Below are 13283 nucleotides of genomic sequence, written 5' to 3' on the forward strand. Positions count from 1 at the left end.
ACTTGCAAAGTTTCCGATCCGATTTCTTTTCAAGAAATCGCTCCCGCCTCACCGCTCGCGCAGCACCGCCCCGGGGTTCATGATGCCGCAAGGATCGAGCGCATCCTTGATCGCCCGCATCGCCCACAGTTTCGCCGGATCGCCGTAGCGCTCCAGGTCGCCGACCTTGTGCCGCCCGATGCCATGCTCCGCACTGACCGAGCCGCCGCGCGCGTCCGCAAGATCGTGCACCAGCGCCGTCACCTCCGCGCTGCGCCCTTTCAACGCCGCCTTCGCCACGCCCGCGGGCGGGAAGACGTTGAAATGCAGGTTGCCGTCACCCAGGTGGCCAAAGCAGTTGATCCGCCAGTCGCCGATTTGCCCCAAGACTTGTGTTGCCTCCGCGATGAACCCCGCAACCTCCGACAGGGGCAGGGAAATATCGTGGCTCGCCACCGCGCCGATGCGCTTGTTCGCCTCCGGAAAATGCTCGCGCAGGTTCCAGAAGTCCTGCCCCTGTTGCAGCGATTGCGCGATCAGCCCGTCCGTCACCAGCCCGGCCTCGAACCCCGCTTCGAACAGCCCTTCCAGAGCGGCTTGCGGGTCCTGCCCGGCGGAGAAGCCCAGTTCGATCAGCACGCACCACTCCGGCGCGTCCTCCCAAGGCAAGCGAATCTCCGGCAGCGTCTCGCGCAGGAAGTCGAAGCCGGTCCGGTGCATCAGTTCGAACGCGCTCACCCCCTCGCCGATCCGGTCCTGTGCCATCGACAGCAGCGACAGCGCCGCCGCCGGCCCCGGGACTGTGAGCAGCGCGGTGCCGATCTCTGCCGGTCTCGGAGAGAGCTTCAGCGAGGCCGCCGTGATCACCCCGAGCGTGCCCTCCGCGCCGATCAGCAGATGCCGCAGGTCATAGCCGGTATTGTCCTTCCGGAGCCGTTTCAGCCCGTGGAAGACCTGCCCGTCCGGCAGCACCGCCTCCACCCCGAGCACCAGATCGCGCGTGTTGCCGTAGCGCAGCACGTTCACGCCGCCGGCGTTGGTCGAAAGCAGACCGCCAATCCGGGCCGAGCCTTCGGAGGCGAGCGACAGGGGAAACAGCTTGCCCGCGCCGTCCGCCGCGACCTGCACATCCGCAAGGATGCAGCCCGCCTCCGCCACCAGCACGCTCTCCTCCGGATAGACCGCCCTGACCGCGTTCAGCCGCTCCAGCGACAGCAACAGGGGCACAGCCGTCTCGCGCGGGATCTGCCCGCCGACGAGACCCGTGCCGCCGCTGTAGGGCACAAGCCCGACCCGCGCCGCCGCGCAGGCCTTCACGATGCGGGCCACCTCATCGACCGTGCGCGGCAGGGCGACATGGGTGGCATTGCTGCCCCAGCGCCCGCGTGGGTCTTCGAGATAGCGCGCCTCCGCAGGCCGTAGCATGCCCTCGGGCAACTCTGCGGCAAGCGTGTCGAGGAAAGCGGTGTCGGCGGGATTGAGGGGCATGTCGGGTTCGCGGGCAGTCTCTGGAGAAACACGGCCCCGGACCTGATCCGGGGCCTCGGGGTCATCGAGGCAGGAGGTCCCGGGTCAGACCCGAGACGATGTCGCGCGTTACAGCACCGCGTCTACCACACGCTTGAGACGCGATACGGTTCCGTCCACGTCATAAAGCTTGTCCAACCCGAACAGCCCGATCCGGAAGGTCGAAAAGCCCTCCGGCTCGTCACATTGCAAGGGCACGCCCGCGGCGATCTGCATGTCCCGCGCGGCAAAGGCCCGGCCGGACTGCACCTCGGGATCGCTGGTGTAGCTCACCACCACCCCCGGTGCGCCATAGCCATCGGCGGCCACCGAGCGCACGCCCTTGGCCGCGAACATCGCCCGCACCTTCTCGCCCAACTCCCATTGCGCCGACTTCAGCCGGGCGAAACCATAGGCCTTCGTCTCCGCCATGGCATCGCGGAACATCTTGAGGCCATCGGTCGGCATGGTCGCATGGTAGGCATGACCGCCACCTTCGTAGGCGGCCATGATCTGCTGCCACTTCTTCAAATCCACCGCGAAACTGTCGGAGGTGGTCTCCGCCAGACGCGCCATGCCGCGCTCGGAGAGCATCACCAGCCCGGCGCAGGGGGTGGAGGACCAGCCCTTCTGCGGCGCGGAGATCAGCACGTCCACGCCCGTCGCCCGCATGTCGACCCAGATGCAGCCCGAGGCGATGCAGTCGAGTACCATCAACGCGCCCACGCCATGCGCCGCCGCCGCCATCCGCGTGATGTAGTCGTCCGGCAGGATCACCCCGGCGGAGGTTTCCACATGCGGGGCAAAGACCACCGCTGGCCTGATCTCCGCGATCTTCGCCTCGACCTCCTCGATCGGACAGGGCGCAAACGGCGCGTCCTTGGCGTTGCCGGTCTGCCGCGCCTTCATCACCGTCGCCGAGGCAGTCAGCCCGCCGGTCTCGACGATCTGGCTCCAGCGGTAGGAGAACCAGCCGTTGCGCACGACAAGCACGTCCTGGCCCTTGGCGAACTGCCGCGCCACCGCCTCCATGGCATAGGTCCCGCCGCCGGGCACCAGCGCCACGCCATCCGCGTGGTAGACTTCACGCAGCATGGCGGAGATGTCCCGCATCACCTGCTGGAAGTCCTTCGACATGTGATTGAGCGAGCGGTCGGTGAAGACCACGGAAAATTCGTCCATCCCTGACGGATCGACCGTTTCAAGCAAGGCACCCATGGCATCCTCCCAAATTGCGGCTTTGCCAAAGGGGTAGCGCAGGGCGGCGGGGCGGGTACAGGGCGAAATGCGGAATTTCCGGCACCGGCAAGGAAATCTCAACCCCGATGCGTCACAGTGGGTGCCGGATGTGACGACAATGAGGGCAGAATGCCTGTGGTGTACCGCGCGGCGCTGGCCGCCTTGATGAGTATTCTGGTGTTTGCGGGCCTGCCGCGCGGGAGCCATGCCGAGGCCGCCACAGTCTTCCTGCAAGGTGGTGGTGCGCGAGCGCTGGTCGACCTGTCTCCGCGGCAGAAGGACAGCGGCGACACCCGCGCTGCCAGCCTGTTCACCGGCCAGAGCGGCGGCAGCCTCTTTGCCCCCCTGCCCCCGAGGGACCGGACCCCGACGCAGCGCAGCTTTGCCCCCGCCCGCTTCGACGCGCCCCTGATCGGCGGCACCCAGGCGGAGCGCCTGCGCCACCTGATCGCCAAGGCGGAGGCCGGGCCGATGGGCTACGACGCGGTGGTCTGGTCGGCGAAGATCAAGACGCCGAAGCGGCCCACGGCGATGACCGTTCAGGAAATCTACGACTGGATCAAGGCGACCCCGGGCCAGCACCACGCCATTGGCCGCTACCAGTTCATTCCGGCGACGCTGCGGCGGCTGGTGAACACGCTCGGGGTCGATCCGCGCACGCGCTTTTCGCCGCAGCTGCAGGACCGGCTCGCGGATCAATTGCTGGCGGAGGCGGGCTTCGAGAGCCTCGTCGCCGGGCGGCTCGGGCGGCGGGACTTCATGAACAATATCGCGAAGATCTGGGCAGGGCTGCCGAATTCCTCCGGCAAGTCGCATTACAGCGGCGTCGCGGGGAATGCGGCAACCATGAGCTGGGCGCGGTTCGAGCGGGAGATGAAGGCGATTTTCCCGGGGGCATGAGCGCCGTGCGATCTGGCAAGGATGGCTTCACCGAAATTGCCAAAAGATTAACAAGCCATTGATACGGAACGAAAACCTTACCCACGGGTAAGATCACGCCTCAGACCGGCCCCGCCAGCCGCTCCTCGCTCAGAAGCACGTTAGCGTCCAGATTGCCGACACCCGGCAGCGTCATGATCCGCCGCCGCAGCACCCGCTCGAAATCGGAAATGTCCCGCGCGACGACCCGCAGCCGGTAGTCATAGGCGCCAAGCACATGCTCCACCGTCTGCACCTCCGGGATCGCCGTCACCGCGCGCTCGAAGTCGTCCAGCGAAACACGCCCCTTCGCCGCCAGCTTCACGCCGAGGAAGACCGTCACGCCAAACCCCAGCGCCGCCGCGTCCACATCGAGCCGGGCTGTGCGGAACACCCCAGCCTCGCGCAGCCGCTTGATGCGCCGCCAGCAGGCCGGTTGCGACAGGCCCAACGCCCGCCCCAAGGCGCCAGCGCTCGCCGTGGCATCCTGCGCCAGCGCTCGCACCAAGGCGCGGTCGATGTCGTCGAGGGAAATCACAGCGGCAGGGTCTCCTCGGCCTTGAGCTTGGCCACATGCATCAGCGCCTCCACATCCGCGATATGCGGCAGGGTCAGCAGTTTCTCACGGTATAGACGCTGGTAATGCGCCATGTCGCGGGCAATCACCGAAAGCCGTACGTCCACCTGTCCGAGGAAGGTCTGGATCTCCAGCACCTCCGGCACCAGCCGGGCGGCGGCGAGAAAATCGTCGAAGGCTCGCGCCACGGTCTTGTCCAGCGTCACCCGCAGCGACACCTCCACCTCATAGCCCAGCGACGGCCAGTGGATCACGCCGCGTACCCCGCGCAGGATCCCGAGATCGCGCAGCCGCTCCAGCCGCCGCGCCAGCGTCGAGGCAGTCACACCCGCGCGCTCCGCCAGCACCGAAGCCGCCGCCTCCGGGTCCGACTGATAGTAGCGCAGAATGCGCCGATCGGTGTCATCGAGCATGAAAAAACCGCCAAACGTCGATTTGGAGAATAACTCTGCTTCTCTTTGGCAAAAATACCCGAAGAACGCAAACACTCTCGCCCCGCCCCCGCTAGAGTGCCCCTCAATCAACAAACCATCCCAGGAAGGATAGAGACATGCGCGTTTACTACGACCGCGACTGCGACGTGAACCTGATCAAGGACAAGAAGGTCGCCATCCTCGGCTACGGCTCCCAGGGCCACGCCCACGCGCTGAACCTGCGCGACTCCGGCGCGAAGAACGTCGTCATCGCGCTGCGCGAAGGCTCGCCCTCCGCGAAGAAGTGCGAGGCCGAGGGCCTGAAGGTCATGGGCATCTCCGAGGCGGCCGCCTGGTGCGACGTCATCATGTTCACCATGCCCGACGAACTGCAGGCCGAGACCTATCGCAAGCACGTCAAGGATCACCTGAAGCCGGGCGCCGCCATCGCGTTCGCCCACGGCCTGAACGTGCACTTCGGCCTGATCGAGGCGCCGGAAGGCGTCGACGTCATCATGATGGCGCCGAAGGGCCCGGGTCACACCGTGCGCGGCGAATACGTCAAGGGCGGCGGCGTGCCCTGCCTCGTGGCGGTGCATCAGGACGCCACCGGCAAGGCGCTGGAAATCGGTCTGTCCTATTGCTCCGCGATCGGTGGCGGCCGTTCGGGCATCATCGAGACCAACTTCCGCGAAGAGTGCGAAACCGACCTCTTCGGTGAGCAGGTCGTGCTCTGCGGCGGTCTTGTCGAGTTGATCCGCATGGGCTTCGAGACCCTCGTGGAAGCCGGCTACGCGCCGGAAATGGCCTATTTCGAGTGCCTGCACGAGGTGAAGCTGATCGTCGACCTGATCTACGAAGGCGGCATCGCCAACATGGATTACTCGATCTCCAACACCGCCGAGTACGGCCAGTATGTCACCGGCCCGCGCATCCTGCCCTACGCCGAGACCAAGGCCCGCATGAAAGAGGTCCTCGAGGACATCCAGCGCGGCAAGTTCGTGCGGGATTTCATGCTCGAGAACGCCGTCGGCCAGCCGACCCTCAAGGCCTCGCGCCGCGCCAACGACGAACACCAGATCGAGCAGGTCGGCAAGAAGCTGCGCGACATGATGCCGTGGATCTCCGCCGGCAAGATGGTCGACAAGACGAAGAACTGATCGCGACGATCGGTCCGGTTCCGGGGGGCGGCGCAGTCTTGCGCTGCCCCTTTTTATTGGGCAGACCGAACGCCGGGTAAGGAAACGCATGACCGTCGACATTCTTCCGGCCGATACGGCTCTGCTGGGCCCGGTGCTGCGGGCGGCGGAGACGACGTATAAGCTGCACAACACCCATCGTGCCGGGGAGCCCTCCGGTCCGTTCCGGGACTCCATCCTCCATGAATGGCTGAACGAGGCCTTGCAGGGCAGCCCCCGCCACGCGGTGCTGGCGGCGTTTCGCGAGGGGCAATTCGCCGGGTACATGCTGCTCAGCGCACCGGAAGAGGGCCAGTCGCTGGCCATGGTCAACGACATCTGGGTCGACGAGCGGCAACGCGGCCGCCGGATCGCCCCGGCGCTGCTGGCGGAGGCGATCCGGCTGCAGGAGAAGGCTGGCTGGGACTTCCTCGCCGGGACGATTGCCGACTGGAATACCGCCAGCACCGCCGCCTTCCGCCGTGCCGGGTTCCTCGACTGGCGCAACCACGGCGTGAAAGACGACGGGCGGCGCATTCACATCCTGGTGCACCCGCGCAAGGGCGTGACCCTGCCGCGCCGCCGCTGGCGCCTGCCTCCGGAACTCGTTGCGGCGCTCGCGCTGCTGCTGCCGGTCGCGTTGCTGGCCTGGCTCACACGCTGAGACCGCCACACACACGCGCCAAGGGCGAGTCGTTTGGACAAATCCCCCTCTTTGGTATAGGATCGTTGGGCTTCCAAGTTTTTTCCAGACCTGAGGGGGTCCAAATGAAGACTTTATCAATTGCTGCCTGCGCGGCTCTTTTTCTTGCCTCGGAGGCCTCGGCCGTCGTGACCGGCGGCACCTTGACAGGCGGCGCGGCCTTCACGGCGGGCGGGTCGTTCAACATTCTGACCGGCGGCGCCCTGACCGGTCTTTCCGTCGGCAATGACACGTTCAACGACAACAATGTCTATGCCTTCAACGAGGACCAGAACATCACGATTACCACGCCGATCACCGTCGACGTGGGCACGTCTCCGACCACCGGAGACGTGGTGGCAAGCCATTATGTCTTCTACGATCCGCCCGGCACCGGCGGGAAAAGCGCCATTGGATACGTGCTGTTCGACGCGATGATCTACGGCGTCGCCACCTCGACCACCAACCTCGCCAACTCCGACTACCTGATCAACAACACGGTGACCTACCTCAACCCGAGTTTGCGCGGGCTGGAGGCCGGGGATCTGGTGTGGATCGACAGCGGCAATCCTTACCGTCTTAACTACGACTGGAGTGCCGGGACGCCGGGGGATTACGTACGGGTATTCACCATGGAATCGCCCATCGCCGCCGCGCCGCTTCCGGCGGGCGGGCTGCTGCTTCTGGGGGCGCTCGGGGCGTTGGCGGTGCGGCGGCGCAAGGCAGGCTGAGAGGCTCTTGCGGGGGGCGGGCTTTCGGTCTACGCCCCCCGCATGACACCCGACATCACGCCCCGCAGCTGGGCCATGGTTCTGGCGCTCGGCTTTGTCTGGGGTGCCACGTTCCTCTTCATGGAAATCGCCCTGCGCGGCATCACCCCGGTCTGGCTCGCCGCCGGGCGCATCGGCTTTGCCATGGCGTTGACGGTGGTGGTCTGGCTCATGCTCGGCGGTCGGCTTTGGCTGACGGAGGCGCGGGCCTGGGGGGCGCTGATCGTCGTCGGCCTGCTGAGCACGGCGGTGCCCTTCGTGCTGCTGTCCTGGGGGCTGCAATACGTGACCTCGGGCTTCGCGGGCGTGTCGATGGCGGCGGTGGCGCTGATGGTGCTGCCGCTGGCGCACGTCTTCGTGCCGGGAGAGCGGATGACCCTGCGGCGGCTGATCGGTTTCCTGATCGGGTTCGCCGGGGTGGCGGTGCTGATCGGGCCGGAGGCGCTGGCGCAGTCGGGCGAGGCGCTGGAGCCGCTTGGGCGGCTGGCCTGCATCGCGGCGGCGGGATGCTACGCGGTGACCAGTGTGACCATGCGGCGGATGCCGCCGGTGGACAGCTTCGGTCTCGCGGCGGTGCCGCTGGTGATCGGCACCGCCTTTGTCATCCCGCTGGCCTGGCTGCAGGAGGGGGCGCCGGTGCTGCCGGACGGGCAGACGCTGCTGGTGGTGGCGGTTCTGGGGCTGCTGCCGACAGCGGGGGCGAACCTTTTGCGCGTGCTGGTGATCCGCAGCGCCGGGCCGGTCTTCATGAGCCTGACGAACTACCAGGTGCCGCTTTGGTCCGTGTTCCTCGGGGTGCTGCTCTTGGGCGAACCGCTGCACCCGAGTTTGCTTGTCGCCCTGGTGTTGATCCTCGTCGGGGTCTTCCTGAGCCAGTGGGGGGCGCTCAGACGGCTGTTCGGGCGCTGAGCGGGAAGCCCCGGGTCAGGCCCGGGGCGCACTGTCTCACCCGTCCAGTTTGGTCAGATCCGCCACCTGCGAGCAGGTCTTGCGGATGCTGCCGAGCAGGTTCAGGCGGTTGCGGCGGACGATCTGGTTCTCCGCATTGACCTGCACCGCCTCGAAGAAAGCGTCGATGGGACCGCGCAGCGCGGCCATGGCTTCCATCGCCTTGGCAAAGTCTTCCTCCGCCATGGCGGGCTTGATCATCTCATCGGCCTTCTCCAGCGCGGAGAACAGCGCCTTTTCCGCGTCTTCCTCGGCGAACTTGATGTCCGCGCCGAAGGAGTATTCGACACCATCGGCGGCTTCGGCCTGAGACAGAATGTTGTTCGCCCGCTTGAAGCCCTGCACGAGGTTCGTGCCGTCTTCGCTGCCGACCATGCCTTGAAGCGCCTGTGCCCGCTTGACCAGCATCGTCAGGTCATCCGCGTTCGGCATGGCAAGGCAGGCGTCGATGACGTCATGGCGAATGCCCTGATCGCGCAGGAAGACCTTGAGGCGGTCGTGGATGAAGGAGAGGAGGTCGTTTGACACCGACCCGAAAGCCGGGGAAAAACGTTCCTCAGCGGCGTCTTGCTGTGCATCGCCCCAAGCTGCAATTTCGTCTTTGCCAGACAAGAACCGCAATTGATCTTTATAGCAACTGATTTCTTCAATTAAACTAGAAGCTGCTTTTCGGTCTGAAAAATAGGCGTCTCGGTCAGAAAAATAATATCCCTCCCGACTTCTTTTCAAGTATATGTCGAACGCCTTATCCGAACGCAGGATCATGCTTATTTGTCCGTTGGCAGGAATGCTCGTGAGCGCTTGCATTTCTTCTTCGTGGTCTACGAACTCCCCGAATGGATTGGAATGCATACCGGAAAAGTCGGCGGACATGAGCACCTCCTTTAACGAAGAAAACAATATCCTTTGCAAGCAGAGCCGCTGCCCATTCCCCACAACCAACCGAATAACCCCCAGCGCCGCCCTTCTCAGCGCAAACGGGTCTTTGGACCCCGTGGGCTTCTCGTCAATCGCCCAGAACCCCGTCAAGGTATCCAGCTTGTCGGCCAGCGCCACGGCGACGGAGGTCGGCGCGGTGGGCACGTCGTCGGACGGGCCGAGGGGCGAGTAATGCTCTTGACACGCCGCAGCCACATCCGCCGGAAGACCTGCGGCTTCGGCGTAATACCGCCCCATGAGACCCTGCAATTCCGGGAATTCGTAGACCATTTCGGACGACAGGTCGGCCTTGGCCACCTCTGCCGCCTGCCCGGCGCGCTCCACATCGGCCCCGATCAGCGGCGCGATCTCGCGGGCCAGCGCCGCGATGCGGTCGATGCGGGCTTTTTGCGAGCCGAGCTTGTTGTGGAAGGTCACGTTCGACAGCCGGTCCGTCCATGCGGTCAGCCCGGCCCCCTTCGCCACGCGCAGGTCGTTCTCCCAGAAGAATTTCGCATCCGAGAGCCGCGCGGCGAGCACCTTCTGGTTACCCGCGAGGATCGTCGCGCCGTTGTCCGCCGTCTCGATGTTGGCGACGGTGACGAATTTCTCGATGCGGCCGGTCTTGGGGTTCTTCACGGAGAAGAACTTCTGATGCTCCTTCATCGAGGTTTGCAGCACCTCCGGCGGCAGGCCGAGGAAGGTGTCCGCGATGCTCCCCATGAGCACCACGGGCCATTCGACAAGGCCAGCCACCTCGCGCAGAAGACCCTGATCCTCGACGACTTCAAGGCCCTGTGCGAAGGCCTGCGAAGTGGCCTCCTGCCAGATCGCGTCGGCCCGTTCGGCGGGGTTGAGGATGACCCTGGCCTTCTTCAGCTTGGCCTCGTAATCCTCGAAGGACGAGACATCGAAGCGGCCATGGCTCAGGAAGCGGTGGCCTTCGGTGGAGCGCCCGGCCTTGATGCCGTCGATGTCGAGATCGACCACCTCCGCCCCGGCCTCGGTCACCAGCAAACAGAGGATCGAATGCAGCGGCCGGACCCAGCGCAGGGAGCCAGAGCCCCAGCGCATGGACTTCGGCCAGGGGAAATTGCGGATGGTCTTTTCCAGCACTTCGGCGACGATGGCCTCGGCCTTGCGGCCCGGGGTCGTCACCTTCGCGTAGTAGAAGCTGCCCTTCTTCTCTTCCCGCTCTTCCAGCTGCTCACGCGTCACCCCTGCCCCGCGCAGGAAGCCCTCCAGCGCCTGCTCCGGTGCGCCGACCTTCGGGCCGCGACGTTCCTCCGTCAGGGTCGGGCTTTCGGCGGTCAGCCCCTCCAAAGTCAGCGTCAGGCGGCGCGGCGTCGAGAAGGCGGCGGCCCCGGCATAGGTCAGACCTGCCTCCACCAGCCCGTCCGTCACGAGTTTCTTCAGATCCTCGGCGGCCTTGCCCTGCATGCGGGCGGGGATTTCCTCGGAGAAGAGTTCAATCAGAAGGTCGGGCATCGTCTCACCTGCAAATGCGCCCGCGCCGGGGCGCGAGCGGGGGTCGGTTTGCAGGGGTGATTACCGGGCAACGCCCCGGGGAGCAAGCGGTCAGGCGGTGACTTCGCGCAGCTTGCCCTCGGCCTTGAGTTTGGCGCGGCGGGCCATGGACATGACGTCCGAACCGGCGCGGCGCGGAATGATGCGATAGACGCCCTCGATAACGTTCTCCACCGCGAAGGCGATGAGGCCCAGACCGACGATGGCCAGCAGTATGCGTCCGAAGGCGAAGGAGCGGATCTCGCCGAGCGCCTCGCCAACGCCGCCCGCCTGCTCGGGGTTGGCGGTGTACCCGGCGTAGACGATCAGCATGCCGATGATGCCGATCACCACGCCCTCGGCGATGCAGCCGAATTTGAGCACCGGATCAAGGCGGCGCGTGGTGCGGGTGACGCGGATGTGTTCCTTGTACTTCTCGGCGAAGCCCTTGTAGGCGTAGTAGATGCCCGCCCCGATGGTTGCCGCGCCGACGCCGACGACCAGCCATGTGCCATAGGGCCATTGCAGCACGGTCTGAACGAAACCTTGCGTGCCCTCGTCCTTGCCGGACTGCCCGAGGGCCAGCCCGATGACGGAGGCGCCGATGGCCGCATGGATCAGCCCGGTGACGATCAGGCCCGTGCGGGCGATGGTGCCCTTGGCGCCGGTGCCGTAATCCTCCAGGTCCATCCATGCGTCGATCAGCCGCCAGACCATGTAGGCGATGAGCCCGAGGCCGATGGCAAAGAGCAGCGGGCTGCCCCATGGCTGGGACTTGAGGTCGGCGAGCGCGTCGGTGGTGCCCTGCGCGGAGCCACCCCGGATGGCGGCGGTGACCGCGAGGCCGCCGACGACGGTGTAGACCGCGGCGCGGGCGAAGTATCCGGCGCGCATGACGGGGGTGACCCAGGCGGGGGCTTTGTCGGACATGATTGATCTCCTCGGTTGAGGAGTCAGCGCATGAAGGGGCGGTTTGGTTCCCGGTAACGTGAGGCGGTGTTACTCTCGCACCGGGCAATCGTCGCCGAGCGGCGTGCCGTCATAGGCCTTCGCGCCGCAGTCGTTGATTTCCTGCCAGACATAGCCGCGCCCGTCCTCGGTGACGGCCACGACCCGGTCGATGCCGAATTCGATGTTGCGCTGGCCGGTGAAGACGAGGGCCTTGCCGGCGGCGATGGCGTCTCCGATGGCCTCGGCGTCGAAACAGTCGAACCAGTCGGGGGCGAGGCGCGGCTCGGCGCCCTCGTATGGCGCGTAAGTCTCGGTCATCATCGGCAGCGAGAGCGTCGTGGTGAAGCAGGCGCGGTAGCGGATCGGGGAGCTGTCCGCGTCGATGGCGGTGAAGCTGTCATAGACGATGGGTTCCGGCTCGCCGGTGACGAGATTGGTCAGCAGCACATCCGTCTGTCCATTGGCCTCGACGGTCTCATAGTACTGGTAGACCTGCGCGTAGTAGACCACCGCGCCGAAGATCAAGGCACTGATCACGATGGCCCCCGCCATGAGTTTGCCGATCACGCCGCGTAGCCCCCTGCCGTGGTCTGGACAAACGCATCCGCGCATTGCTTGGCCAGCGCCCGGACCCGGCCGATGTAGGCTTGCCGTTCGGTCACGGAGATGACGCCGCGGGCGTCGAGCAGGTTGAAGATGTGGCTGGCCTTGATGCACTGGTCATAGGCCGGATGCGCCATGATGATGCGCTTGCCGGTTTTCGGGTCGATGTGCTCCTGCGCGAGGATCGACGCGCATTCGGCCTCGGCGTTCTCGAAGTCCTTGAGGAGCTTCTCGGTGTTGGCGACGTCGAAGTTGTGGCGCGAGTATTCCTCCTCCGTCTGGCGGAAGATGTCGCCGTAGGTCAGCGGGATCGGCGAAGCTGGATCGTTGAACGGCATGTCCATGACGTGATCGACGCCAAGCACATACATGGCGAGTCGTTCGAGACCGTAGGTCAGCTCGCCCGAGACCGGGGTGCAGTCATGGCCGCCGACCTGCTGGAAATAGGTGAACTGCGAGACTTCCATGCCGTCGCACCAGACTTCCCAGCCAAGGCCCCAAGCCCCGAGGGTCGGGCTTTCCCAGTCGTCCTCGACAAAGCGCACATCGTGCAGGCCGAGGTCGATGCCGATGGCCTCCAGGCTGCCCAGATACAGGGCCTGAAGGTCCGGCGGCGACGGTTTGATGAGGACCTGGTACTGGTAATAGTGCTGGAGCCGGTTCGGGTTCTCGCCATAGCGACCATCGGTGGGGCGGCGGGAGGGCTGGACATAGGCGGCGGCCCAGGGCTGCGTCCCGAGGGCACGCAGGGTGGTGGCCGGGTGGAAGGTGCCCGCGCCGACTTCCATGTCGTAGGGTTGCAGAACGGCGCAGCCCTTGGTGGCCCAGTAGGTCTGGAGCCGGAGGATGATCTCCTGGAAACTGCGCGGTTTGGTGGTCGTCTCGGCCATGGCGTCCTTCCCGGTATTCGGTTGGCGTCTGATTATGCATCCGGACGGCGAAGATCAAGCGGGGGGGTGAGCGCCGGTCCGGCGAAGCCGGTAAACTCTCCAGTGGAGAGTTTGAGGCACGAACGGGCGGAGCCCGGGGAACGCCGGTCCGGCGAAGCCGACAAACTCTCCGGCGGAGAGTTTGAGGCGCGAACGGGCGGAGCCA

General features: G+C 65.7%; 13 protein-coding genes. 5 read left to right on the plus strand and 8 right to left on the minus strand.

Annotation, left to right across the window (positions count from 1 at the left end):
- Positions 1–48 precede the first annotated feature (48 nt).
- Positions 49–1467: an FAD-binding oxidoreductase gene (locus ACP159_RS07775; RefSeq protein ID WP_425099099.1), complete on the minus strand. Its 1419-nt coding sequence runs from the start codon at positions 1465–1467 to the stop codon at positions 49–51.
- 108 nt (positions 1468–1575) lie between these two features.
- A complete protein-coding gene (locus ACP159_RS07780) occupies positions 1576–2703 on the minus strand; it encodes an aminotransferase class V-fold PLP-dependent enzyme (RefSeq protein WP_425099100.1) in 1128 nt (375 codons plus the stop codon).
- 150 nt (positions 2704–2853) lie between these two features.
- Here ACP159_RS07780 and ACP159_RS07785 point away from each other — a divergent pair, with 150 nt between their 5' ends.
- Positions 2854–3624, plus strand: a complete 771-nt coding sequence (locus tag ACP159_RS07785) for a hypothetical protein (RefSeq protein WP_425099101.1) — start codon at positions 2854–2856, stop codon at positions 3622–3624.
- 100 nt (positions 3625–3724) lie between these two features.
- Here the strand turns inward: ACP159_RS07785 and ACP159_RS07790 are convergent, their stop codons facing one another.
- Both ACP159_RS07790 and ACP159_RS07795 read right to left on the minus strand, forming a co-directional pair.
- Positions 3725–4180, minus strand: a complete 456-nt coding sequence (locus ACP159_RS07790) for an Lrp/AsnC family transcriptional regulator (RefSeq protein ID WP_425099102.1) — start codon at positions 4178–4180, stop codon at positions 3725–3727.
- Positions 4177–4632, minus strand: coding sequence for an Lrp/AsnC family transcriptional regulator (locus tag ACP159_RS07795; RefSeq protein ID WP_425099103.1), 456 nt, complete (start codon positions 4630–4632; stop codon positions 4177–4179). The genes ACP159_RS07790 and ACP159_RS07795 overlap by 4 nt, the downstream gene beginning before the upstream one ends.
- 137 nt (positions 4633–4769) lie before the next feature.
- Between ACP159_RS07795 and ilvC the strand changes: the two genes are divergently transcribed.
- The 4 genes from ilvC to ACP159_RS07815 all read left to right on the plus strand — a co-directional run bounded on the left by ilvC (position 4770) and on the right by ACP159_RS07815 (position 8171).
- Positions 4770–5792, plus strand: coding sequence for a ketol-acid reductoisomerase (ilvC, locus tag ACP159_RS07800; protein ID WP_425099104.1), 1023 nt, complete (start codon positions 4770–4772; stop codon positions 5790–5792).
- A gap of 88 nt (positions 5793–5880) precedes the next feature.
- Positions 5881–6474, plus strand: a complete 594-nt coding sequence (locus ACP159_RS07805) for an N-acetyltransferase family protein (RefSeq protein WP_425099105.1) — start codon at positions 5881–5883, stop codon at positions 6472–6474.
- A gap of 104 nt (positions 6475–6578) precedes the next feature.
- A complete protein-coding gene (locus ACP159_RS07810) occupies positions 6579–7223 on the plus strand; it encodes a hypothetical protein (RefSeq protein WP_425099106.1) in 645 nt (214 codons plus the stop codon).
- Positions 7224–7265: 42 nt separating this feature from the next.
- Complete coding sequence (locus tag ACP159_RS07815) at positions 7266–8171, plus strand: DMT family transporter (RefSeq protein WP_425099107.1); 906 nt, start codon at positions 7266–7268, stop codon at positions 8169–8171.
- A gap of 36 nt (positions 8172–8207) precedes the next feature.
- On the opposite strand, the gene glyS is transcribed toward ACP159_RS07815, so the two are convergent.
- The 4 genes from glyS to ACP159_RS07835 form a co-directional block, all read right to left on the minus strand.
- Entirely contained in the window at positions 8208–10616 is a 2409-nt protein-coding gene (glyS, locus tag ACP159_RS07820) for a glycine--tRNA ligase subunit beta (protein WP_425099108.1), read from the minus strand.
- A 90-nt stretch (positions 10617–10706) separates the two neighbouring features.
- Entirely contained in the window at positions 10707–11564 is an 858-nt protein-coding gene (locus ACP159_RS07825; protein ID WP_425099109.1) for a DUF1206 domain-containing protein, read from the minus strand.
- 69 nt (positions 11565–11633) lie between these two features.
- Positions 11634–12152 carry a DUF6446 family protein gene (locus tag ACP159_RS07830; RefSeq protein WP_425099110.1) on the minus strand — a complete coding sequence of 173 codons (519 nt, stop codon included), beginning with the start codon at positions 12150–12152 and terminating at the stop codon, positions 11634–11636.
- On the minus strand, positions 12149–13078 hold the full coding sequence (locus ACP159_RS07835; protein ID WP_425099111.1) for a glycine--tRNA ligase subunit alpha: 930 nt from the start codon (positions 13076–13078) through the stop codon (positions 12149–12151). The genes ACP159_RS07830 and ACP159_RS07835 overlap by 4 nt, the downstream gene beginning before the upstream one ends.
- Positions 13079–13283: the final 205 nt, after the last annotated feature.

Origin of the sequence: Tropicibacter sp. S64, from assembly GCF_049803835.1 — a bacterium.
In the GTDB taxonomy this organism is placed as follows: Bacteria; Pseudomonadota; Alphaproteobacteria; order Rhodobacterales; family Rhodobacteraceae; genus Pacificoceanicola.

Coding starts and splice junctions, on each gene's coding strand:
- ACP159_RS07835 (WP_425099111.1), bottom strand. CDS start 13,078: ATGGCCGAGACGACCACCAAACCGCGCAGTTTCCAGGAGATCATCCTC.
- ilvC (WP_425099104.1), top strand. CDS start 4,770: ATGCGCGTTTACTACGACCGCGACTGCGACGTGAACCTGATCAAGGAC.
- glyS (WP_425099108.1), bottom strand. CDS start 10,616: ATGCCCGACCTTCTGATTGAACTCTTCTCCGAGGAAATCCCCGCCCGC.
- ACP159_RS07775 (WP_425099099.1), bottom strand. CDS start 1,467: ATGCCCCTCAATCCCGCCGACACCGCTTTCCTCGACACGCTTGCCGCA.
- ACP159_RS07795 (WP_425099103.1), bottom strand. CDS start 4,632: ATGCTCGATGACACCGATCGGCGCATTCTGCGCTACTATCAGTCGGAC.
- ACP159_RS07815 (WP_425099107.1), top strand. CDS start 7,266: ATGACACCCGACATCACGCCCCGCAGCTGGGCCATGGTTCTGGCGCTC.
- ACP159_RS07805 (WP_425099105.1), top strand. CDS start 5,881: ATGACCGTCGACATTCTTCCGGCCGATACGGCTCTGCTGGGCCCGGTG.
- ACP159_RS07785 (WP_425099101.1), top strand. CDS start 2,854: ATGCCTGTGGTGTACCGCGCGGCGCTGGCCGCCTTGATGAGTATTCTG.
- ACP159_RS07780 (WP_425099100.1), bottom strand. CDS start 2,703: ATGGGTGCCTTGCTTGAAACGGTCGATCCGTCAGGGATGGACGAATTT.
- ACP159_RS07810 (WP_425099106.1), top strand. CDS start 6,579: ATGAAGACTTTATCAATTGCTGCCTGCGCGGCTCTTTTTCTTGCCTCG.
- ACP159_RS07825 (WP_425099109.1), bottom strand. CDS start 11,564: ATGTCCGACAAAGCCCCCGCCTGGGTCACCCCCGTCATGCGCGCCGGA.